Here is a 20059-nt window from a genome sequence, read left to right as displayed (position 1 = left end):
CAGCCTGTCTGACCTGCACGGAAGCAAGAGGTCCAGAAAAGAACTAGTTCTTCTGGATCTGGTCGAAGGAGAGCTCGACCGGCGTCTCACGCCCGAAGATCTCCACCAGGCCCTTGACCTTCTTCGAGTCGGGGTTGATCTCGTTGATGGTCGCCTGCAGCGTGGCGAACGGGCCGTCGGTGACGGTGACCGAGTCGCCGACCTCGAAGTCCAGCACCTGGACCTCGACCTTGCGCTGCGGGGCGGGCTTGCCCTCGGCCTCGGCGGCCTCGCGGGCGGCCTTCTCCTCGGCCTCCGGGGCGAGCATCTTGACGATCTCGTCCAGGGTCAGCGGGTACGGGTCGTAGGCGTTGCCGACGAAGCCGGTCACACCCGGGGTGTTGCGGACGACGCCCCACGACTCGTTGGTCAGGTCCATGCGGACCAGGACGTAACCCGGCAGCTTGTTCTGCTTGATCGTCTTGCGGTCGCCGTTCTTGATCTGGACGACCTCTTCCTGCGGCACCTCGGCCTGGAAGATGTAGTCCTCGACGTTCAGCGAGACGGCGCGCTGCTCCAGGTTGGTCTTCACGCGGTTCTCGTAGCCGGCGTAGGTGTGGATGACGTACCACTCGCCGGGCAGGAGGCGCAGCTCCTGACGCAGGGCCTCGATCGGGTCGACGGGCTCCGCGGGCTCCTCCGTGACGGCCTCGGCCGTCTCGTCGCCGGCGGCGAGCTCGTCGCTCTCGTCAGCGGCGTCGACGTCCTCGGCCTCTTCGGCGTCCTCGTCCTCGACGTGCAGCGCGGCCTCCTCGGCCGGCTCCCCCAGTTCGGCCTCGGCAGCCTCGAACTCGTCCTGCTCGTCCGCGCCTTCGACGATGTCGAGCTCGTCGTCCACCGACTCGGCGGCATTCCCGCGAGGCTCGATGGCGTCGTTCAGGTTCGGGTCAGACACGATGGCTGCTTCTTCCTGGATACATAGGGGTGGAACATGCGAAAACGGGCGCCGGTACCACGGCGCCCTTCGCTCTTGGCTCAGCCGAAGACGTACTTGGCCGCGTGGTTGAGCCCATAGTCAATCACGGTCACCAAGGCGATCATGATGGCAACGAAGAAGATCACCACTGTGGTGTACGACGTCAGCTGGTTGCGAGTCGGCCAGACGACCTTGCGGAGCTCCGCGACGATCTGGCGGTAGAAGATGGCGAGACGCTTCAGCGGGCCCTTCTTGGCGCGCTTGCCGCCCTTGCGGGCCTTCTTCTTGGACTCGGGCACCTCATCGGCGTCAGGCGTGTCGATGGAGCCCACGGCGTCCGTCATTCGTCCTCACCTGATCCCGGGTCGTGGCCGTGCCGCGCCCGGTTTCTGAGCCGCACGGCGGTGCATTGCTGTACGTACAAGCGCACACATCCTGGCGGTGTGTGTAGCAGGGCCGGAGGGACTTGAACCCCCAACCGCCGGTTTTGGAGACCGGTGCTCTACCAATTGAGCTACGACCCTTTGGTGTCCCCCAACGTACCGCATCCGACCGGGTGCTCGGTGTGCACCGGCCCCGGAACGGCCGCTGAAGGCCAACGAGGTGAGAGTGTACGTGGTCGGCGGGCTTGCGTCGAACAGAAAGTGCCCGCCCAGGACGCCCCGGCCGAAGATCGTCCTGGCCGCGGGCGCGATTCGTACCCCTGTTCACGCCTCGACCCCTTGCTGTTCAGTCCGTGAAACCCGTGTGCCGGGGGCATTTCCGGTCTGGAACGATGGACCCCATGAGCGCTGCAACCCCTCCCACCGAGCGCCGGGTCTCCGCCCGAGTCGGCGCGATCTCCGAGTCCGCCACCCTCGCCGTGGACGCCAAGGCCAAGGCCCTGAAGGCCGCCGGGCGTCCGGTGATCGGCTTCGGCGCCGGCGAGCCCGACTTCCCGACCCCGGACTACATCGTCGAGGCGGCCGTCGAGGCCTGCAAGAACCCGAAGTACCACCGGTACACGCCGGCCGGCGGCCTGCCCGAGCTGAAGGCCGCGATCGCCGCGAAGACGCTGCGCGACTCCGGCTGGGAGCCCGACGTCTCGCAGATCCTGGTGACCAACGGCGGCAAGCAGGCCATCTACGAGGCGTTCGCCGCGATCCTCGACCCGGGCGACGAGGTCATCGTCCCGGCCCCGTACTGGACGACGTACCCGGAGTCGATCCGGCTGGCCGGCGGTGTCCCGGTGGAGGTCGTCGCCGACGAGACGACCGGCTACCGGGTCTCGGTCGAGCAGCTGGAGGCCGCCCGCACGGAGAAGACGAAGGTCGTCCTCTTCGTCTCCCCGTCCAACCCGACCGGCGCGGTCTACTCCGAGGCCGAGACCGAGGCGATCGGCCGCTGGGCCGTCGAGCACGGCCTGTGGGTGCTGACCGACGAGATCTACGAGCACCTCGTCTACGGCGACGCGGTCTCCGTGTCCCTGCCCGCGCTCCTGCCCGAGCTGCGGGACAAGTGCATCGTGGTCAACGGCGTCGCGAAGACGTACGCCATGACCGGCTGGCGCGTGGGCTGGGTCATCGGCCCGAAGGACGTCGTCAAGGCCGCGACCAACCTCCAGTCGCACGCCACCTCGAACGTCTCGAACGTGGCCCAGGTGGCCGCGCTGGCCGCCGTCTCCGGCGACCTGGACGCCGTGGCGAGGATGCGCGAGGCCTTCGACCGCCGCCGCAGGACCATCGTGCGGATGCTCAACGAGATCGACGGCGTGCTCTGCCCCGAGCCCGAGGGCGCCTTCTACGCCTACCCGTCGGTCAAGGGCCTGCTCGGCAAGGAGATCCGCGGCAAGCGCCCGCAGGACACCGTCGAGCTGGCCGCGCTGATCCTGGAGGAGGCCGAGGTCGCGGTCGTCCCGGGCGAGGCTTTCGGCACGCCGGGCTACCTGCGGCTGTCGTACGCGCTCGGCGACGAGGACCTCGTCGAGGGCGTCAGCCGGATCCAGAAGCTGCTGGCCGAGGCCCGGGACTGACCGGCCGGGAAGACCCCCGGCCGCTTCGGCGCCTCACGCGCGCGTGCGGGCCGTCTCCCTGCGGGGAGGCGGCCCGTCCGCGTGTGCGAGCAAGACCACGTTCGGGGAAAGAGCTACCGGGGCGGCGGTGACGTGCGGCAGGATCCTGGGATGGAGCGTGTACGTGATGTCTCTGAGCTGCCGAAAGCCCATCTGCACCTGCACTTCACCGGCTCGATGCGGCCGGGGACCGTCCTGGAACTGGCCGACAAGTACGGCGTGCGTCTGCCCGATGCCCTGACGGAGGCGCTGACCAGCGGCGAACCGCCGAAGCTGCGGGCCACCGACGAGCGGGGCTGGTTCCGCTTCCAGCGGCTGTACGACGCGGCGCGCTCCTGCCTCAGGCAGCCGGAGGACATCCAGCGGCTGGTCCGGGAGGCGGCGGAGGAGGATCTGCGGGACGGCTCGGGCTGGCTGGAGATCCAGGTCGACCCGACCTCGTACGCCCCGCGCCTGGGCGGTCTCATCCCGGCGCTGGAGATCATCCTGGACGCGGTGGAGACGACCGCGCGCGACACCGGCCTCGGCATGCGGGTGCTGGTCGCCGCCAACCGCATGAAGCACCCTCTGGACGCGCGCACGCTGGCCCGGCTCGCGGTGCGCTACGCCGACCGCGGTGTGGTGGGCTTCGGGCTGTCCAACGACGAACGCCGGGGCATGGCGCGCGACTTCGACCGCGCCTTCGCCATCGCCCGCGACGGCGGGCTGCTCGCGGCCCCGCACGGCGGCGAGCTGACCGGACCGGCGTCGGTGCGCGACTGCCTGGACGACCTGAGCGCCTCGCGGATCGGGCACGGGGTGCGGGCGGCCGAGGACCCGCGGCTGCTGAAGCGGCTCGCCGACCGGGGCGTGACCTGCGAGGTGTGCCCGGCCTCGAACGTGGCGCTCGGCGTCTACGAGAAGCCCGAGGACGTGCCGCTGCGCACGTTCTTCGAGGCGGGTGTCCCGATGGCCCTGGGCGCCGACGACCCGCTGCTCTTCGGTTCCCGGCTGGCCGCCCAGTACGAGATCGCCCGCGTCCACCACGACTTCACGGACGCGCAGCTCGCCGAGCTGGCCCGGCAGTCGGTCCGGGGCTCGGCGGCGCCCGAGGACGTCAAGGCGCGGCTGCTGGCCGGCGTGGACGACTGGCTGGTCAGCCCGGCCGCCTGAAGTGGGCGTAGGGCGGGTAGGGCTTGAAGCACACCATGACCTCGTCGGGGTGCCCGCCGCCCCCGCCGGGCGGCTCGACCAGCGGCAGGACGGTCATCAGGCGCATGTGCCCCTTCCCGACGCCCTTCTCGCGCGGTCCCCAGCCGGCCGCGTGGGCGAGGGAGGTGGCCGTCTCGGCGAAGACGTCCCGGCTGCCGAAGAGGAACAGGGTGCGGGCGTGCGTGGTGTGCCGCAGTTCGTCCCGCCGGTCGGGGCGCTCCTGGCGGCCGCTCCACCGCTGACGGGCGCGCCAGGCGGCCGCGTCCCGTGCCGTGCGGGCCTCGTCGGTGCGCACGGAGAGCGGGGCGCCGGGCCCCAGTGAGCGGCGCAGCCCGGGCCAGGCGCTGGGCCGCAGTCCGTACGTGTGGTGGACCAGGAGGAGGTCGACCAGTTCCCCGACACCCTCGTCCGGCGGGACCCCGCCGCGCAGCGGTACGTGGACGACGGTGCGGCGGGAGTAGGCGGCGAAGGAGAACAGGCCGGCGAGGCGGTTCAGTCCGTCGTGGTCGCCGAGCAGCAGGCCGATCGGCTCCGGGGCGCGCAGCGAGGTGTGGCGCAGGGGCTGCCACGGCTGGACGACCCGGTGTTCGTGGGGTCCCGTCCGGGGACGGAACTCGCGCAGTCTCAGCCGCATCCGGGTGCCCTCATGCCTCCAGGGTCGCGGCCGGGCGGGGCGGTCGGCAACGGGGTTTTCCGTGCCGGCGGCCGCCCGGGGCGCGCGGCCCGGTACGAGGGGGAGCCTCTAGAGGCCGACGCCCACCGTCACCGGCTCGTTGACCAGAGTGACGCCGAACGCCTCGCGGACCCCGGCGACGACCTCGCGGGCCAGGGCGAGCAGGTCCTCGGTGGTGGCGCCGCCCCGGTTGGTCAGGGCGAGGGTGTGCTTGGTGGAGATGCGGGCGGGTCCGGTGCCGTAGCCCTTGGTGAAGCCGGCCTTGTCGATCAGCCAGGCCGCCGACGTCTTCGTACGGCCCTCCCCCGCCGGGTAGGCGGGCGGCTCGGCGTCCTGGCCCAGCCGCTCCCGCACGCGCGCGCGGAAGGCGGCGAACTGCTCCTCGGTGAGGATCGGGTTGGTGAAGAAGGACCCGGCGGACCAGGTGTCGTGGTCCTCTGCGTCGAGGACCATGCCCTTGCCGGCGCGCAGCTTCAGGACGGTCGCGCGGGCGTCGGCGAGCGGCACCCGGTCGCCGGGCTCGACGCCGAGCGCGCGGGCCGCCTCCGCGTACTTGACCGGCGCGGACAGACCGTCCGCGGCCTCCAGTTCGAAGCGGACGCGCAGGACGACGTAGCGCTCGGGGTCGGCCTTGAAGCGGCTGTGGCGGTACGAGAAGGCGCACTCCTCGTTCGTCAGCGTGACGGTCTCGCCGGCCCGGCGGTCGTAGGCGATCACCTCGGTGATCGTCGAGGAGACCTCCTGGCCGTAGGCGCCCACGTTCTGGATCGGGGTGGCGCCGGCCGAGCCGGGGATGCCGGCCAGGCACTCGACGCCGGCCAGTCCGGCCTCGACGGTCCGGGCGACGGCGTCCGTCCACACCTCGCCGGCCGCCAGCTCCAGGGTGGTGCCGCGCAGTTCGACGCCCCGCGTGGCGATGCGCAGGGCGGTGCCGTCGAAGCCCTTGTCGCCGATGACCAGGTTGGAGCCGCCGCCGATGACCAGCAGCGGGGTGCCGCTGTCGTCGGCCTCGCGGACTGCGGCGATCACCTCGGCGTCGGTGGAGGCGGTGACCAGCCGGGCGGCGGGGCCGCCCAGGCGGAAGGTGGTCAGCGGGGCCAGGGGGGCGTCGTGGAGTACCTGCACGGGCCCAAGACTACGAGACGGCGCCGGCGGCTCCGCGACGGCCGGGGCGGCGCCGTCCCCGCCACGGCCGCCGTCCCGGTGCCGTCCCGAGCGGAGAGGGCAGGATTCGAACCTGCGTGGGCCGCATGGGCCCGACCTCGAGCGGACTCGCCGGTCCCCGATCAACCACTCCGGGCACCTCTCCCTTCCCGGCCCGGTCTCCCGTGCCGTTCACGTGCATCACTGTGGCAGCGGCCGCTGACGGCGCGCTGACACCGGCGCGCGGCGGTTCCACGGCACGCGCGCGTGGACCGTGAAAGAGGTCCACGCGCGCGTGGAGGCTGTGGTGCGGCGGGGACCGGAGGCGGGTCGCTTCAGCCCAGCCGGCGGAAGGCCCGACCACGGCGCCCGCAGCAGCACCGGCCGGTGCGGGCGTCCGGTGGTGCGGTCCTCCGGTGGTGCGGTCCTCCGGTGGCCTGGTCGTCCGGTGGCGTGGTCCTCCGGTGGCGTGGTCCTCCGGTGGCGCCGGTCCGTCCCGGCCGTGCCGTCCGCCCCGGCCGTCCTCGCCGGGCGGACCGTCCGGCCGTGATCAGGAGGACGCGGACCGTCCGGCCGTGATCAGGAGGACAGGGCCTCGACGGCGGGGCCGGGCGTCTGCCCGGCGGCCGGAACGCCGTCCCGGGCGGGTCGCCGGGCCGGGATGAGCAGGGCGGCGACCGCGGCCAGGGCGACCACGCCGGAGCCGGTGACGAGGGCGGGCCGCAGTCCGTCCACGAAGGACTGGGCGCTCTCGTAGCCACCCTGGGCGGAGAAGATCGACGACATGACCGCGATGCCGAGCGCGCCGCCGACCTCGCGCAGGGCGTTGTTGGCGCCGGAGGCGATGCCCTGCTCCTGCGGGCGGACGCTGGACATGACCAGGTTGGCGGCCGGGGCGAAGTACAGGGCCATGCCGATGCCGCTGACGATCAGGCCGGGCAGCTGGGCGGTGTAGGAGACGTCGGCCGACACCACCCAGGCCATGTAGCCGAGCCCCACGGCCTGGAGGAACAGGCCGGTGGCGACGACCGGGCGGCCGCCGACGCGGTCGGAGAGGATGCCGGCGACCGGCGCGACGAGCATGGGCATGCCGGTCCAGGGCAGCATGCGCAGGCCGGCCTCGGTGGGCGAGTAGCCGAGCACACCCTGCATGTACTGGCTGAGCAGGAAGATCGAGCCGAACATGCCCACGAACATCAGCAGGCTGGCCGCGTTGATCCCGGAGAAGGCCCGGGAGCGGAACAGGCGCATGGGCAGCATGGGGTTCTTGGCGCGGGTGCTGTAGAGGACGAAGCCCACCAGCAGGGCGCCCCCGGCGAACAGGGCGGTCAGCACCAGGGAGTCGGTCCAGCCGTCGGCGGGCCCGCGGACCAGCCCGTACACGATGCCGAAGAGCCCGCCGCTGGCGAGCAGGGTGCCGGGGAGGTCGAGCCGGGCGCCGGTGCCGCGGGATTCGGCGAGGCGCAGCCGGGCCAGCGGCAGCAGGGCCACGCCCAGCGGCACGTTCAGCCAGAAGATCCAGTGCCAGGAGATGTGCTCGGTGAGGCTGCCGCCGATCAGCGGTCCGGAGGCGACGGCGAGGCCGTTGACGGCACCCCAGATGCCGTAGGCCGTACCGCGCCGGGCGGCGGGCACGGCGGCGGTCAGCAGGGTGAGGGTGAGCGGCATCATGACGGCGGCGCCGACGCCCTGGACCGCGCGGGCGGCGATGAGGGAGCCGATGCCGGGGGCCATGGCCGCGGCCGCCGAGGCGGCGGTGAAGACCGCGAGTCCGGCGATGAAGAGGCGGCGGCGGCCGAAGCGGTCGCCGAGGGCGGCGCCGAACATCAGCAGCACGGCGAAGGTGAGCGTGTAGGCGCTCACGGTCCACTCCAGGTCGTCCAGCGCGCCGCCGAGGTCCTCGCGGATGGAGGGCAGGGCGGTGGTGACGACGAGGTTGTCGAGGGCCGCCATGAATCCGGCGACGCTGGTGATGACGAGGGCCCAGACGGCTCCCCCGCGACGTGCGGTCTGCTCTGACATCGCTCCCCCAGAGGTGATCGGTGGTGACCACCGCAGTTGATTAGTTATTACTGACTAACTTCTGCGCCCATGAAGCGGCGGAGGTTCCCGCCCTCCGGGCGCCGCTCCCGGTGCCGTTCGGACCTGCTCGGTGCTCGGTGCTACTTCTCCAGTCGCCCGGTGAGCCGGGCGGAGGGGTACATCCCCTGCCAGACCCGGTGCTCGGGGGGGAACCCCATGGCCGCGAGGGTGTTGACGAGCATCCCGTAGGCCAGGAAGGTCGTGGTCTCGCCGTCGTCGGCGCCCAGCGGAAGGTGCACGGTGTCCCAGAGCTCCATCCAGCCGGCCCGCACGACCTCGCCGAACTCGTGGTCGCCCTCCGCCTCGGCGGCCGAGACCGTGAGGTACGTCTGCATCTGCATCTGGAGCGTCTCGGGGCGCTCCGTGATCAGGTGCACATAGGCGTTGGCCATGGCATGCAGGGCCTCCTCGCCCTCCAGCCCCTCGGACGCGTCCGCGAAGACCCGGCGGACGTCCTCCACGCACCGCAGCGAGGCGGCGGCGAAGATCGCCTTCTTGCCCGGGAAGAGGCGGAAGAGGTAGGGCTGCGAGACACCCACCCGCCGGGCGATCGCCTCCGTGGAGGTGCCGTAGTAACCCGTGCGGGCGAACTCCGTGACCGCCGCGCGGATGACGCTCTCGCGCCGCTCCTCCGCACTCATCCTGACCATGTCCGCAAGTTAGTACTCAATCACTAACCGCGTCAACCAGTCCCGTCGGGCACATGGACGTCAAGCACGTGAACAAGGGGCGCACATGGGTGAGGGGCGTCCGCTGGTGGCGGACGCCCCTCACTCGACGAACGGGTGTGCGGCTGGTCGTGGTGCCGGGTGCCGTCAGGCCAGGCGGACGACCGCCCGGGACATGCCCAGGACCTTCTGGCCGCCGCTGGTCGCGGTCAGGTCCACCCGCACGGTGCTGTCGTCGAGCTTGGCCGCGACCTTGGCGCTGACCTCGATCACCGCGCCCTCGTCGTCGTTGGGCACCACGACGGGCTTGGTGAAGCGGACGCCGTAGTCCACGACCGCGCCCGGGTCGCCGGTCCAGTCGGTGACCACGCGGATCGCCTCGGCCATGGTGAACATGCCGTGCGCGATGACGTCCGGCAGGCCCACCTCCTTGGCGAACTTCTCGTTCCAGTGGATCGGGTTGAAGTCGCCGGAGGCACCCGCGTACCGCACCAGCGTGGCGCGGGTCACGGGGAAGCTCTGGGCCGGCAGTTCGGTGCCGACCTCGACGTCGTCGTAAGCGATCTTCGCCGTCATCGGTACCTCACGCCTCCTCGGCCGCGCGGGCCACGAGCTTGGTCCAGGCGGTCACCACGAGCTCGCCCGCCTCGTCGTGCACCTCGCCGCGGATGTCCAGCACGTCGTTGCCCGCGAGCGACTTGATCCCCTCGATGGTGGAGGTGACCGAGAGCCGGTCACCGGCGCGCACCGGGCGGACGTACGCGAACTTCTGGTCGCCGTGCACCACGCGGCTGTAGTCGAGACCGAGCTGCGGGTCCTCGATGACCTGTCCGGCGGCCCGGAAGGTGATGGAGAACACGAAGGTGGGCGGGGCGATCACGTCGGAGTGACCGAACGCCTTGGCGGCGTCCGGGTCCGTGTACGCGGGGTTGCTCTCCCCGACCGCCTCGGCGAACTCGCGGATCTTCTCCCGGCCCACCTCGTAGGGCTCGGTGGGCGGATAGGTCCGTCCCACGAAGGATTGGTCGAGCGCCATGGCCCGGCACCTCCTGGTCTCGGCGGCGTGTCTGCTTCGGACAGCGTGTGAAACGACGTGAGGCCGCCCCCCGAACTGCGGGGGCGGCCTCACGTACGAGCCTGAATTATCGCGTTTCGCGGTGCGCGGTGTGCGCGTTGCAACGCGGGCAGTGCTTCTTCATCTCAAGACGGTCCGGGTTGTTACGCCGGTTCTTCTTGGTGATGTAGTTCCGCTCCTTGCACTCCACGCAGGCCAGCGTGATCTTCGGGCGGACGTCGGTGGCAGCCACGTGAGTGCTCCTAGGACGAACGGATGGGTTTAACGCAAGAAAGAGTAGCCGATCGAAGGACCGACCCCGCAATCGGCTACCGTCAGTAGCGGTGACCGGACTTGAACCGGTGACACAGCGATTATGAGCCGCTTGCTCTACCGACTGAGCTACACCGCTTTGATGAGATCGGAACCCGCCTTGCGACGGGAACCTCTCACACCAGAGCCCCAAAACGGAATCGAACCGTTGACCTTCTCCTTACCATGGAGACGCTCTGCCGACTGAGCTATTGGGGCGAGCGATGAAGACATTACACGGTCCGCCGCCGTTCGCCCAAATCCATATCCGGCCGCCCCTCGCTCCCCTCGTCACGGGCCTCCCGTGGGCCCCGAGCAGCACGTACGGCGCCCCCGCGCGCGCGTGCCGACGGGGTCGGCCACGCCGGTACGACTATTGCGCTCCTCCGCGCCCTGCCCGGTTCCCCACCCTAGGCTCGACTCACTCTGCGTGATCTTGGGTCCGCCGGGGCCCCGTGCTCCTGACGCGGCCCAGTCCGAGTCCCCGGCCCGAACCCCCGCTCCCGAACCCTGGAGTCCGATGCCCGACAGCCAGCCGCAGCCGCCCTCGTCGTCGAACCCGTCCGGTTCCTCCGGACAGCCCGACCCGGCCGCCCTGCTGCTGTGCGGGGCGCGGCTCACCGACGGCAGGACCGTGGACGTACGGCTGGGCGGCGGGCGCATCGAGGCGGTCGGCACCGCCGGCAGCCTGACCCCGGGCCCGGGCCGCAGGGGCGTGGCCCGGGTGGACCTCGACGGCTACCTCCTGCTGCCGGCCCCGGCCGAACCGCACGCCCACAGCGACACCGCGCTGTCCGCCGAGCGCCCGGGGCCGGCCTCGTACACCCCGGAGGACGTCCAGCGCCGGGCCACGGAGGCCGCGCTGCTCCAGCTCGGCCACGGGGCGACGGCGCTGCGCGCGCACGTGCGCGTGGGCGACGTCCAGGGGCTGGGCGCGCTCGGCGCCGTCCTCCAGGCGCGGCGCTCGCTGCGGGGCCTCGCGGAACTGACCACGGTGGCGATGCCGCGCCTGCTGACCGGGGTGGCCGGGGCCGACGGGCTCGCGATGCTCCGGGACGCGGTGAAGATGGGCGCCTCCGTGGTGGGCGGCTCCCCCGACCTCGACCCGGACCCCACGGGCTACACGGAGGCCGTGCTGGAGGTGGCCTCGGAGCACGGCTGCCCGGTGGACCTGCACACGGACGCCGCCGATCCGGCCCGGCTGTCCCGGCTCGCGGCCATGGCGGGCGGCCTGCGCCCCGGCGTGACCCTCGGCCCGTGCGCCGGCCTGTCGCGCCTGCCGGCCGAGGTCGCCGCCCGGCTGGCCGACCAGCTCGCGGCGGCCGGGGTCGCGGTGGTGTGCCTGCCGCAGGGCGGGTGCGGCGGCGCGGAGCGGCGGGGCGCGGCTCCGGTACGGCTGCTGCGCGCGGCCGGGGTGCGGGTGGCGGCGGGCAGCGGCGCCCTGCGGGACGTGTCGAACCCGGTCGGCCGCGGCGACCCGCTGGAGGCCGCGTTCCTCCTCGCCTCCGCCCACGGCCTGCGCCCGGAGGACGCCTACGAGGCGGTGAGCGGCTCGGCACGCGCGGTCCTGGGTCTGCGCGAGGTCCGGGTGGAGGCGGGTTTCCCCGCCGAGCTGCTGGCCGTCCGCGGCGACGGCCTGTCCGGCGCCCTGTCCCTCGCCTACAGCCGGCTGGTGGTCCACCGCGGCCGCGTGGTGGCCCGCACGAGTGCGGTCCGCGAGTACTGCAGCTCGGCCTCGGCGGCGGAACCGGGGCTGCCCCGGCAGGGGCGGAAGGAGCTGTCCTGAGGGGCCGTGGGCAGAGGCGCCCCCGTGCCGGCTTGGCGTCAGCTCCGCTCGCGGGCGCCGGAACCCGGCGCCCGCCCCGTGTCGGCCCGTGCGGCACGTGCGCCTCCCGGGGCGTACGGTCGGTCTCATGCGCACAGTCATCGCTGGGGGTCATGGTCAGATCGCGCTGCGGCTCGAGCAGCTGCTCTCCGCGCGCGGGGACGAGGTGGCGGGGATCATCCGCAAGGCGGAGCAGGGTGACGATCTGCGGCGGGCCGGTGCCGAACCGGTCCTGCTGGACCTGGAGTCCGCCTCGGTGGAGGAGGTGGCGGCGCATCTGCAGGGCGCGGACGCGGCGGTCTTCGCCGCGGGTGCGGGCCCGGGCAGCGGCACCGCCCGCAAGGACACGGTGGACAGGGGCGCGGCCGTGCTGTTCGCGGACGCGGCGGTCCGCGCGCGCGTGCGCCGTTTCGTGGTCGTCTCCGCGATGGGCGCGGACCCCGCGCACGAGGGCGACGAGGTGTTCGACGTGTATCTGCGCGCCAAGGGCGAGGCCGACGCGTACGTCGCCCGCCAGGACGCGCTGGACTGGACGATCCTGCGCCCGGGTGCGCTGACGAACGACGCGGGCACCGGGCTGGTCCGGCTGGAGGCCCGCACCGGGCGCGGTCCGGTCCCCCGGGACGACGTGGCGGCCGTACTGGCGGAGTTGGTGGACACCTCGGCGACGGCCGGTCTGACGCTGGAGCTGATCGCCGGGTCGACGCCGGTGTCGGTCGCGGTGAAGTCGGTCGCCGGGAACTGAGGCGGCACCGCCGGCCGTTCATCCGTCAGAAGAGCGGCAGCTGCCCGGGGAAGTCCGGCACGGCGTACCCGTCCAACGTCGGCTGGGCCGCTCCGAGCTGAGCCTGTGTCCGTGACCCGGAGCAGGAGAGGAGTTCCCCGTTCTCCCGTGCTCCGGGCGGGTCGTGACGTGCGAAGCGCCCGGCCACGACGGCGATCTCGCGGCGGCACACGGGACAGGTTCTGCGGCGGGAGGACATGCCGCCAGTGTGCCCGCCGCCGTCCCGGACGGCGGTGCCGCCGGGCGGTGTTCCGCCGTGGCGGGCCGCCCGTCCGGCTGCCGCGCGCCGTCCGGCTACCACGCGCCGACGGTCATCAGCAGGACGTGGAGGTCGTGGGCGGCTTCGGCGGTGGACATGGCCGCGGCGCCCACGACGGCCGCGGTCGCCGCGGCGAGGACCGGGTGGCGGCCGAGGGGCGGTGCGAGGAGGGCGGCGACGCGGCGGGGTACGGGTCCCGCGCCGGCCAGCGCGTCCTTGGCGCCGCGGATGCCCAGGGCCGCGCTCATGCGGGTGCGGGCGGGCGCGCGGTGGCCGGCGAGGGCGGCCTTGCCGACGGCGCGGGCCACGCGGGTGCGGTCGCCCGTGGCGGTGGCGGCGTTCTCGTCGGCCCAGCGCTCGATGGTGTAGGTGACCCCGGCGGCCAGCGGGCGCAGCAGCGGGTTGGCCGCCGCTCCGAGTTGGGCGAGGGCGACGAAGGCGTAGTGATGGGCCTTCAGGTGGGCGCGTTCATGGGCGAGCAGGATGGCGTGCTCGCTCTCGTTCAGGGTGCGCAGCATGCCGGTGGAGACGACGACGCGGCCGGGCAGGCCGGGGAGCGCGAAGGCGTCGGGGGCCTCGTCCTCGACCACGACCAGGCCGTCCTCCGCGGGCATGCAGGCCGCTTCGACGGCGGCCGCGGCGAGGGTCCGGGCACGCCTCCAGAGCATGCGGGCGGCCATGAGGACGGCGCCGCCGAGGAGCAGTCCGGCGACCAGCGAGACGGACAGTTCGGTGGGGTCGGAGCGTTGCGCGGTGTGGGCCGACCAGTGGCCGAGAGTGGCCAGCAGGGGGACGCGGATCAGTCCGGTGACGGCCAGCAGGCCCAGGGAGACGGTGCTCGCCGTGCCCAGCACGAGCGCCGACGTGGTGAGCAGCCAGGTGGCCAGGCGGGGCTCGCACCGCTCCGCCAGCGGGCGCGCTCCGAAGGGGGCGATCAGGGACAGCAGCAGGGGGAGGTAGACGGCTATGCGCATCCGGCGGCCTCTTCTTCTACTGGTCGGGGCCGAGCAGCTGGCGCAGCAGCTCCGCGTCGTCGGCGGACAGGCCGTCGGCGAAGCGGGCCAGGACGGCCTGCCGGTCGGACCGCTCCTCCAGGACGGACCGCATGCGGCGGGCCGCGAAGCCGGGGTCGTCGGTCACCGGGGTGTAGGCGTAGGCGCGGCCGCGCGGGGTGCGGGTCAGCAGCTGCTTGGTGTGCATGCGGGTCAGGATCGTCACCACGCTGCTGTAGGTGAGTTCGCCGCCGAGGCGCTCGGCGACCTCTCCGGGGGTCAGCGCGCCGTCGGCCCGCTGGAGCACCCCGAGAATCTCGGCCTCGCGTTCGCCGTTGGCCCGCCGGGGGCCCTGTCCCTGCGTGTGCGCGCCCATGGGGTTTGGCGTTCCTTCCCGCATCTTCTACAGTCGTGTAGAACTTCTACAGCGGTGTAAAAGCTGCTGCCTTCCGAGTGTGTCATGCGCCCGTACCCGAGGACACCCCTGGCCCGGACGGCGCACGGGCGGAAAGGACCCGCGGTGCCCCTGCCCCCGCCCCGCCGGCTGTCCCCGTCGCCCGCAACGCCCGCCACCGTCCGCCCGCCCCGGCCGGCACGGGACCGGCGCGGGGGTCCACCCGCCCGCCGCCGTACGGGCGAGCCCGCCCGCTTCGCCGCCACCCGGTTCGACCCGGCGCACGTCGCCCACGCCTACGAGGACCTGTTCGCCCGCCTCGACGCCACCCGGCGCGGCCGCGCCCGGACGCGCCGCAGGCCCCGCCGGCGCGGCCGGGCGGGCCGCCCCCCGCGCCGGGTGCGCCCCTGACCCGGTCACCACTCCCGCCCCACCGGCAGTGCCTCTGCCCCGGCTCCGGCCACACGCCCCGCCCCCGCCCTCCATCCCCCGCCGGCAGCCCGGCCACACGCCCGTCCGGCGTCCGCGTCGCCGGTGCCCGCGTCCACCACAGAAACGGATCCAGATGAGCGTGATCAGCGTCGGCCAGGCGGTCGTCCTCGGCGTCGTGGAAGGGGTCACCGAGTTTCTCCCGGTGTCGTCCACGGGCCACTTGAAGATCACCGAGGGGCTGATGGGCATCCCGGTCGACGACACCTCGGTGGTCGGTTTCACCGCCGTGATCCAGGTCGGGGCGATCGCCGCGGTGCTGGTGTACTTCTTCAAGGACATCGTGCGGATCGTCTCCGCCTGGGGCCGCGGCCTCGTCCACCGCGAGGAGCGCTACCACCGCGACTACAAGTTCGCCTGGTGGGTCGTCTACGCCACCCTGCCGGTCGTCGTGGTCGGCCTCGTCGCCAAGCCCTTCATCGAGGGCCCCCTCGCCTCCCTCTGGGTGGTGGCCGGATCGCTCGTCGTCGGGTCCGGCGCCATGTGGGCGGCCGACCAGATGGGGCGGCACAAACGCGGTGAGGACGACGCCGGCCTCAAGGACGCGATGCTGGTGGGCTGTTCACAGATCCTCGCGCTGCTCTTCCCGGGCTTCTCCCGTTCGGGCGCCACGATGTCCACCGCGCTCGTCCTGGACCTGGACCGGGTCGCTGCCACCCGTCTGTCGTTCTTCCTCGGCATCCCGGCGCTCACCGGCGCGGGGCTGTACGAACTCAAGGACGCCATGGGCGCCGGGGTCGGCGGTGCGCCGCTCGTCGTCGGAACCGCGGTCTCGTTCGTGGTCGCCTACGCCTCCATCGCCTGGCTGCTGAAGTTCGTGGCCCGGCACTCCTTCAACGCCTTCGTCACCTACCGGATCGCCGTCGGCGTCCTGCTGTTCGGCCTGCTCACGAGCGGAGTGCTCAGCGCATGACCACCGCCACGGGCCTGGACGGCGTGCCGCGCCTCGCCACCCGGTACCGGCCGGCCCGCGCCGTCCCGTGGGCGGCGCTGGTGGCCGTCGCCTACGCGGTGGCCCAACTCGCCCTCGTCGTCCCGCACCTGGGGCTGGGCTGGGACGAGACGGTGTACGTCTCCCAGGTCGACCCGCACCGCCCGGCCGCCTGGTTCAGCGCCCCGCGCTCACGCGGCATCAGCTTCCTGGCCGCCCCCGTCCTCGCGGCCACCGGCTCCACCACCGTGCTGCGGGTCGTCCTGGCCCTGCTGTCCGCCGGGGCCCTGTACGCGGCCTACCGCGTCTGGCGGCCGCTGCTCGGAACCCGGCGCACCGCCCTGGCCTCCCTGCTGTTCGCCGGCCTGTGGACCACCCTGCTGTACGGCCCGCAGGCCATGCCCAACCTGTGGGTGGCCCTGTCCTCGGTGGCGGCGGCCGGCTGGTTCCTGCGCGCCGTACGGCTCCGGGAACGGCGGCGGGTGCCCCTGCTCGGTCTGGGCGTCATGGTCGCCACCGCCACGTCGTTCCGCTTCTCCGACGGCGTCTGGCTGGCGCTGCCCCTGCTGGCCGCCTGCGCGCTCGTCCCGGCCCGGCGGCGCCTCGCGCCGGCGCTCGGCGTGGTGGCCGGACTCGTCGCGGGCAGCGCCGAGTGGATCGCGGAGGCGTACGTCCGCTGGGGCGGCGTCGGCGCCCGGCTGCACGTCTCCAGCGCCACCGAGGGCGGCATGGGCCTGCACTGGGCGGCCGGCCTGGCCTGGCGCAGCGTCGACGGTCCCCTGCTCTGCCGGCCCTGCCACGCGCGACTCGACCACCCCGGACTCGCCCTGTGGTGGCCCGCGTTGCCCGTCCTCGCCCTCGCCGCCTGTGCCGTGGCCTGGCGCACCCGGCGCGTCGCGGTCACCGTGCTGCCCGTGGCCTGCGCCGCCGCGCTGAGCGTCCCGTACCTCCTGCTCATCGACTACTCCGCCCCGCGCTTCCTGCTCCCCGCCTACGCCCTGCTCGCCGTACCGCTCGCCACACTGGCCGCGGACGGCGTACGGGCGGTCGGCCGGCCCCGGCAGCGGGCCGTGGCCGTCGCGCTGGCGGTCGTAGCGCTGGTCCTGCACCTCGGCACACAGGCCGTGGTCCTCGGCCGGAACGTGGCCGACGCCCGCGCCACCGCCGGCCAGTACCGCACCGCCGCGAACGACCTGCACCGCCTCGGCCTCGCCGCGCCCTGCCTGGTCAGCGGCGAACACGCCCCGCCCATCGGGTACTACACCGGCTGCGCCTCGGCCAACGTCAGCGGCAACAACCGCGACACCAGCGTGCCCGCCCTGCTGCGCCGCGCCGCCCGTGAGCCCAGCGCCGCCCTCGCCCGGACCCGCTCGGGACCGCCCCACTACGCCCGCACCTGGACCCCCCACCGGCTGCCGGGCACCGGCCTGACCGCCTACCTGCCCGCCCGCCACGGCTGAGGTCGCCGTCCCCTGCCCTGCGCCTGCTGTCCGCGTACGCCGAAGGGGGCGGCGCGCTCCGGCGGATCGCCGGTGCACGCCGCCCCCGGGCGGGACGAGTCGTGGGTCGTGGGCGGAGGCAGAGGACGGGAGGCGAGGCGCGGGCGGTGGGCGGAGGCAGAGGACGGGAGGCGAGGCGCGCGGGCCGTGGGGCGAGGCGCGGGCCGAGGCCCGCTCGGTGGTCGCGGCTACTCCGCGGCGCGGTCGAACTTGGCGGCCGACCAGAAGTAGCCGAGCACCGCGAGACCCACGCACCAGGCGACGGCCAGCCATCCGTTGTGGCCGATCGGGGTGCCGAGCAGCAGGCCCCGCAGGGTCTCGATGGCGGGCGTGAACGGCTGGTACTCGGCGACCGGCCGGAACCAGCCCGGCATCGCGTCGAGGGGGACGAAGGTGCTGGACAGCAGCGGCAGCAGGATCAGGGGCATCGCGTTGTTGCCGGCGGCCTCGGCGTTCGGGCTGACCAGACCCATGCCGACCGCGATCCAGGTGAGCGCCGTGGCGAAGAGCACCAGCAGACCGAAGGCCGCGAGCCACTCCAGCACGGTGGCGTCGGCGGAACGGAAGCCGATGGCCACGGCGACGGCACCGACGAGGATCACGCTGACGACGGACTGGAGCACGCTGCCGACGACGTGCCCGACGATCACGGAGCCGCGGTGGATCGCCATCGTCCGGAAGCGGGCGATGATGCCCTCCGTCATGTCGTTGGACACCGAGACCGCGGTGCCGACCACGGTGCTGCCGATGGTCATCAGCAGCAGGCCCGGTACGACGTAGGCGATGTACGCGGATCTGTCGGGACCGCCGCCGCCGATGCCCGCGCTCATGGTGTCGCCGAAGATGTAGACGAAGAGCAGCAACAGCATGATCGGCGTGAGCAGCAGGTTCAGGGTGAGGGACGGGTAGCGCCGGGCGTGCAGGAGGTTGCGGCGCAGCATCGTGGAGCAGTCGCGCACGGCGAGCGGGAACCGGGTCGCGCGGGCGGGAGCCGGGGGTGTGCTCATCGGGCGGTCTCCTCGGTCTGGTGGGTGGCGGTGGTGGCGGTGGTGGCGCTCGTGGCGGTCGTGGCGTCGGTCAGGGCGAAGAAGACGTCGTCGAGGTCGGGGGTGTGCACGGTCAGCTCGTCGGCCTCGATGCCCGCCGAGTCCAACCGGTCGAGCACGGCGCGCAGTTCGCGCTGGCTGCCGTCGCTCGGGAGCTGGAGCGCGAGGGCCTCGTCGTCCCGGGCGGCGTCGCGCAGGGCGGCCAGGGCGCTCCGGTAGGCGGCCGGGTCGGTGAAGCGGAGCCGGACGTGCCCGCCCGGGACGATCCGCTTCAGCTCCTCGGCGGTGCCCTGGGCGGCGATCCGGCCGTCGTGGAGCACGGCGATACGGTCGGCGAGTTCGTCGGCCTCCTCCAGGTACTGGGTGGTGAGGAAGACGGTGGCGCCCTCCGCGACCAGCTCGCGGATGATCCGCCACATGGTGTGCCGGGAGCGCGGGTCGAGGCCGGTGGTCGGCTCGTCGAGGAAGATGATCCGCGGGTTGCCGACCAGCGTCATGGCGATGTCGAGGCGGCGCTTCATGCCGCCGGAGTAGGTGGAGGCGGGCTTCTTCGCGGCCTCGGTGAGGTCGAACCGCTCCAGCAGTTCGGTGCTGACCCGGCGCCGCTCGCGCTTGCCGAGGTGGTGCAGGTCCGCCATGAGGAGCATGTTCTCCTCCCCGGTGATCAGGCCGTCGACGGCGGAGAACTGCCCGGTGACACCGATCGCGGCCCGCACGGACCGCGGATCGGCGGCGAGGTCGTGGCCGCCGATGTGGATCGGGCCGGTGCCGGGGTCCGGCGCGACGAGCGTGGAGAGGATCTTGACGACGGTCGTCTTGCCGGCGCCGTTCGGGCCCAGCAGGGAGAAGACCGTTCCCTGCGGTACGGCCAGGTCGACGCCGTCGAGGACGGTCTTGTCGCCGTAGGACTTGCGCAGCCCGTACGCCGCGATGGCCAGGTCGGTCATGTGAAGTGCCCCCTCTTGGAACGGCTGCGGTCACAGGCTGCGGGCGGTGATGTCGCCGTAGGCGGTGGTGGCGTGGACGGTGAGCGCGGCGGTGGCGCCCTCGGTGTTCCGCAGGGTGTTGTCGATGCGGCCGTAGGTGGTGCCGGCGTCGAGGGTGGCGGAGGTGCCGCGGGCGGCGCCGACGGTGATCTGTCCGTACTCGGTGCGCAGGGTGAGGGTGCCGCGGACGGCTTCGGTGATGTGCAGGTCGCCCTTGAGGGTGCTGATCTCGGCGGAGCCGGTGAGGCGGCCGATGGTGACGGGTCCGGCCTGGAGGGTGAGGTCGGCGCTGTCGGCCTCGTCGAGCTTCACGGTGGCCTGGGCGGCTTCGAGGGTGACTTCGCCGAGGCGTCCGACGCCGCGCAGGTCGGTGTCGGCGGCCTTGGCCTGGACGCGGGAGCCGGCGGGGAGCTGGACGGTGATCTCGACGGAGCCGGAGTGGCCGAGGAGGCGGTGCTTCGCCTCCGGGGTGCCGATGCGCAGGACGCCGTCGTGGTAGCTGACCTCGACCTCCTTGGCGGCCTTCAGGTCGCGGTTCCTGGTGGCGTCGGCGGGGCGGACCTCGACGGTGGTGTCGTCGCGGTCGGCGGCGATGAGCTGGACGCGGCCGGCGGGGATGTCCAGGACCGCGACGACGGGGGCGGTGGTGGCGAACCTCTGCATGGTGTTTCTCCTTGGTATGCGGTGCGAGCCGATGCGGCCCGCTGTTTCCGATATGAGAAACGC

The 20059-nt window shown here is 73.1% G+C and carries 22 protein-coding genes, 3 tRNA genes and 1 pseudogene; 7 read left to right on the top strand and 19 right to left on the bottom strand.

The window, feature by feature from the left end:
- Window positions 1-43 precede the first annotated feature (43 nt).
- From nusG to B446_RS22060, 3 genes are all read right to left on the bottom strand, one after another.
- Window positions 44-934: a transcription termination/antitermination protein NusG gene (gene nusG / locus B446_RS22070; RefSeq protein WP_020941655.1), complete on the bottom strand. Its 891-nt coding sequence runs from the start codon at window positions 932-934 to the stop codon at window positions 44-46.
- Between the two features lie 80 nt (window positions 935-1014).
- Entirely contained in the window at window positions 1015-1299 is a 285-nt protein-coding gene (secE, locus tag B446_RS22065; protein ID WP_020941654.1) for a preprotein translocase subunit SecE, read from the bottom strand.
- A 107-nt stretch (window positions 1300-1406) separates the two neighbouring features.
- Window positions 1407-1479 (bottom strand) — tRNA-Trp (locus tag B446_RS22060).
- 260 nt (window positions 1480-1739) lie between these two features.
- Between B446_RS22060 and B446_RS22055 the strand changes: the two genes are divergently transcribed.
- Both B446_RS22055 and B446_RS22050 read left to right on the top strand, forming a co-directional pair.
- Window positions 1740-2966, top strand: a complete 1227-nt coding sequence (locus B446_RS22055) for a pyridoxal phosphate-dependent aminotransferase (RefSeq protein WP_020941653.1) — start codon at window positions 1740-1742, stop codon at window positions 2964-2966.
- A gap of 150 nt (window positions 2967-3116) precedes the next feature.
- Window positions 3117-4157 (top strand): adenosine deaminase, encoded by a 1041-nt coding sequence (locus tag B446_RS22050; RefSeq protein WP_020941652.1) that lies wholly within the window; start codon window positions 3117-3119, stop codon window positions 4155-4157.
- Here the strand turns inward: B446_RS22050 and B446_RS22045 are convergent.
- The 10 genes and pseudogenes from B446_RS22045 to B446_RS22005 all read right to left on the bottom strand — a co-directional run bounded on the left by B446_RS22045 (window position 4141) and on the right by B446_RS22005 (window position 10347).
- Window positions 4141-4830: a hypothetical protein gene (locus B446_RS22045; protein ID WP_020941651.1), complete on the bottom strand. Its 690-nt coding sequence runs from the start codon at window positions 4828-4830 to the stop codon at window positions 4141-4143. The two genes, B446_RS22050 and B446_RS22045, sit on opposite strands and share 17 nt — an antisense overlap.
- A 108-nt stretch (window positions 4831-4938) precedes the next feature.
- Window positions 4939-5994, bottom strand: a complete 1056-nt coding sequence (locus B446_RS22040; protein WP_020941650.1) for a UDP-N-acetylmuramate dehydrogenase — start codon at window positions 5992-5994, stop codon at window positions 4939-4941.
- Window positions 5995-6085: 91 nt separating this feature from the next.
- Window positions 6086-6178, bottom strand: a pseudogene (locus tag B446_RS39000).
- Between the two features lie 413 nt (window positions 6179-6591).
- Window positions 6592-8034: a DHA2 family efflux MFS transporter permease subunit gene (locus B446_RS22035; protein WP_020941649.1), complete on the bottom strand. Its 1443-nt coding sequence runs from the start codon at window positions 8032-8034 to the stop codon at window positions 6592-6594.
- Window positions 8035-8174: 140 nt separating this feature from the next.
- Window positions 8175-8744, bottom strand: a complete 570-nt coding sequence (locus B446_RS22030; protein WP_020941648.1) for a TetR/AcrR family transcriptional regulator — start codon at window positions 8742-8744, stop codon at window positions 8175-8177.
- Between the two features lie 165 nt (window positions 8745-8909).
- Entirely contained in the window at window positions 8910-9338 is a 429-nt protein-coding gene (locus B446_RS22025) for a MaoC family dehydratase (RefSeq protein ID WP_020941647.1), read from the bottom strand.
- Between the two features lie 7 nt (window positions 9339-9345).
- A complete protein-coding gene (locus tag B446_RS22020) occupies window positions 9346-9798 on the bottom strand; it encodes a MaoC family dehydratase N-terminal domain-containing protein (RefSeq protein ID WP_020941646.1) in 453 nt (150 codons plus the stop codon).
- A gap of 106 nt (window positions 9799-9904) precedes the next feature.
- Entirely contained in the window at window positions 9905-10069 is a 165-nt protein-coding gene (gene rpmG, locus B446_RS22015) for a 50S ribosomal protein L33 (protein WP_003948671.1), read from the bottom strand.
- Between the two features lie 86 nt (window positions 10070-10155).
- Window positions 10156-10228: transfer RNA gene (locus B446_RS22010), tRNA-Met, on the bottom strand.
- 46 nt (window positions 10229-10274) lie between these two features.
- Window positions 10275-10347, bottom strand: a tRNA-Thr gene (locus B446_RS22005).
- A gap of 301 nt (window positions 10348-10648) precedes the next feature.
- Here B446_RS22005 and B446_RS22000 point away from each other — a divergent pair.
- On the top strand, window positions 10649-11914 hold the full coding sequence (locus B446_RS22000; protein WP_020941645.1) for an amidohydrolase family protein: 1266 nt from the start codon (window positions 10649-10651) through the stop codon (window positions 11912-11914).
- A gap of 127 nt (window positions 11915-12041) precedes the next feature.
- Entirely contained in the window at window positions 12042-12698 is a 657-nt protein-coding gene (locus B446_RS21995) for an NAD(P)H-binding protein (protein WP_020941644.1), read from the top strand.
- 25 nt (window positions 12699-12723) lie between these two features.
- Here the strand turns inward: B446_RS21995 and B446_RS37270 are convergent, their stop codons facing one another.
- From B446_RS37270 to B446_RS21985, 3 genes are all read right to left on the bottom strand, one after another.
- A complete protein-coding gene (locus B446_RS37270; RefSeq protein ID WP_078614773.1) occupies window positions 12724-12936 on the bottom strand; it encodes a hypothetical protein in 213 nt (70 codons plus the stop codon).
- Between the two features lie 95 nt (window positions 12937-13031).
- Complete coding sequence (locus B446_RS21990; protein ID WP_020941642.1) at window positions 13032-13970, bottom strand: M56 family metallopeptidase; 939 nt, start codon at window positions 13968-13970, stop codon at window positions 13032-13034.
- Between the two features lie 16 nt (window positions 13971-13986).
- A complete protein-coding gene (locus B446_RS21985) occupies window positions 13987-14364 on the bottom strand; it encodes a BlaI/MecI/CopY family transcriptional regulator (protein WP_020941641.1) in 378 nt (125 codons plus the stop codon).
- Window positions 14365-14508: 144 nt separating this feature from the next.
- Here B446_RS21985 and B446_RS40790 point away from each other — a divergent pair, with 144 nt between their 5' ends.
- The 3 genes from B446_RS40790 (at window position 14509) to B446_RS21970 (ending at window position 17262) form a co-directional block, all read left to right on the top strand.
- Window positions 14509-14793, top strand: coding sequence for a hypothetical protein (locus B446_RS40790; RefSeq protein ID WP_020941640.1), 285 nt, complete (start codon window positions 14509-14511; stop codon window positions 14791-14793).
- Between the two features lie 154 nt (window positions 14794-14947).
- On the top strand, window positions 14948-15784 hold the full coding sequence (locus B446_RS21975) for an undecaprenyl-diphosphate phosphatase (RefSeq protein WP_020941639.1): 837 nt from the start codon (window positions 14948-14950) through the stop codon (window positions 15782-15784).
- Window positions 15781-17262: a hypothetical protein gene (locus B446_RS21970; protein WP_020941638.1), complete on the top strand. Its 1482-nt coding sequence runs from the start codon at window positions 15781-15783 to the stop codon at window positions 17260-17262. Before B446_RS21975 ends, B446_RS21970 begins: the two co-directional genes overlap by 4 nt.
- Before the next feature lie 227 nt (window positions 17263-17489).
- On the opposite strand, the gene B446_RS21965 is transcribed toward B446_RS21970, so the two are convergent.
- The 3 genes from B446_RS21965 to B446_RS21955 are packed head-to-tail and all read right to left on the bottom strand — an operon-like array spanning window position 17490 to window position 19996.
- The gene (locus B446_RS21965) at window positions 17490-18308 is read right to left on the bottom strand and encodes an ABC transporter permease (RefSeq protein WP_020941637.1); all 819 of its coding nucleotides are present in this window, start codon (window positions 18306-18308) and stop codon (window positions 17490-17492) included.
- Window positions 18305-19294 carry an ATP-binding cassette domain-containing protein gene (locus B446_RS21960; protein WP_020941636.1) on the bottom strand — a complete coding sequence of 330 codons (990 nt, stop codon included), beginning with the start codon at window positions 19292-19294 and terminating at the stop codon, window positions 18305-18307. The genes B446_RS21965 and B446_RS21960 overlap by 4 nt, the downstream gene beginning before the upstream one ends.
- Window positions 19295-19324: 30 nt before the next feature.
- The gene (locus tag B446_RS21955) at window positions 19325-19996 is read right to left on the bottom strand and encodes a DUF4097 family beta strand repeat-containing protein (RefSeq protein WP_020941635.1); all 672 of its coding nucleotides are present in this window, start codon (window positions 19994-19996) and stop codon (window positions 19325-19327) included.
- Window positions 19997-20059: the final 63 nt, after the last annotated feature.

This window comes from Streptomyces collinus Tu 365, assembly GCF_000444875.1.
Lineage (GTDB): Bacteria > Actinomycetota > Actinomycetes > Streptomycetales > Streptomycetaceae > Streptomyces > Streptomyces collinus_A.
Note: the sequence above shows the minus strand (reverse complement) of the source record. Positions and strands in the feature narration are given on the sequence as shown.

Coding starts and splice junctions, on each gene's coding strand:
- B446_RS22030 (WP_020941648.1), bottom strand. CDS start 8,744: ATGGTCAGGATGAGTGCGGAGGAGCGGCGCGAGAGCGTCATCCGCGCG.
- B446_RS21975 (WP_020941639.1), top strand. CDS start 14,948: ATGAGCGTGATCAGCGTCGGCCAGGCGGTCGTCCTCGGCGTCGTGGAA.
- B446_RS21970 (WP_020941638.1), top strand. CDS start 15,781: ATGACCACCGCCACGGGCCTGGACGGCGTGCCGCGCCTCGCCACCCGG.
- B446_RS22025 (WP_020941647.1), bottom strand. CDS start 9,338: ATGACGGCGAAGATCGCTTACGACGACGTCGAGGTCGGCACCGAACTG.
- B446_RS22035 (WP_020941649.1), bottom strand. CDS start 8,034: ATGTCAGAGCAGACCGCACGTCGCGGGGGAGCCGTCTGGGCCCTCGTC.
- B446_RS22055 (WP_020941653.1), top strand. CDS start 1,740: ATGAGCGCTGCAACCCCTCCCACCGAGCGCCGGGTCTCCGCCCGAGTC.
- B446_RS22020 (WP_020941646.1), bottom strand. CDS start 9,798: ATGGCGCTCGACCAATCCTTCGTGGGACGGACCTATCCGCCCACCGAG.
- B446_RS21990 (WP_020941642.1), bottom strand. CDS start 13,970: ATGCGCATAGCCGTCTACCTCCCCCTGCTGCTGTCCCTGATCGCCCCC.
- B446_RS22045 (WP_020941651.1), bottom strand. CDS start 4,830: ATGCGGCTGAGACTGCGCGAGTTCCGTCCCCGGACGGGACCCCACGAA.
- B446_RS21985 (WP_020941641.1), bottom strand. CDS start 14,364: ATGGGCGCGCACACGCAGGGACAGGGCCCCCGGCGGGCCAACGGCGAA.
- B446_RS22000 (WP_020941645.1), top strand. CDS start 10,649: ATGCCCGACAGCCAGCCGCAGCCGCCCTCGTCGTCGAACCCGTCCGGT.
- B446_RS37270 (WP_078614773.1), bottom strand. CDS start 12,936: ATGTCCTCCCGCCGCAGAACCTGTCCCGTGTGCCGCCGCGAGATCGCC.
- B446_RS21965 (WP_020941637.1), bottom strand. CDS start 18,308: ATGAGCACACCCCCGGCTCCCGCCCGCGCGACCCGGTTCCCGCTCGCC.
- B446_RS21995 (WP_020941644.1), top strand. CDS start 12,042: ATGCGCACAGTCATCGCTGGGGGTCATGGTCAGATCGCGCTGCGGCTC.
- B446_RS21960 (WP_020941636.1), bottom strand. CDS start 19,294: ATGACCGACCTGGCCATCGCGGCGTACGGGCTGCGCAAGTCCTACGGC.
- B446_RS21955 (WP_020941635.1), bottom strand. CDS start 19,996: ATGCAGAGGTTCGCCACCACCGCCCCCGTCGTCGCGGTCCTGGACATC.
- B446_RS22050 (WP_020941652.1), top strand. CDS start 3,117: ATGGAGCGTGTACGTGATGTCTCTGAGCTGCCGAAAGCCCATCTGCAC.
- secE (WP_020941654.1), bottom strand. CDS start 1,299: ATGACGGACGCCGTGGGCTCCATCGACACGCCTGACGCCGATGAGGTG.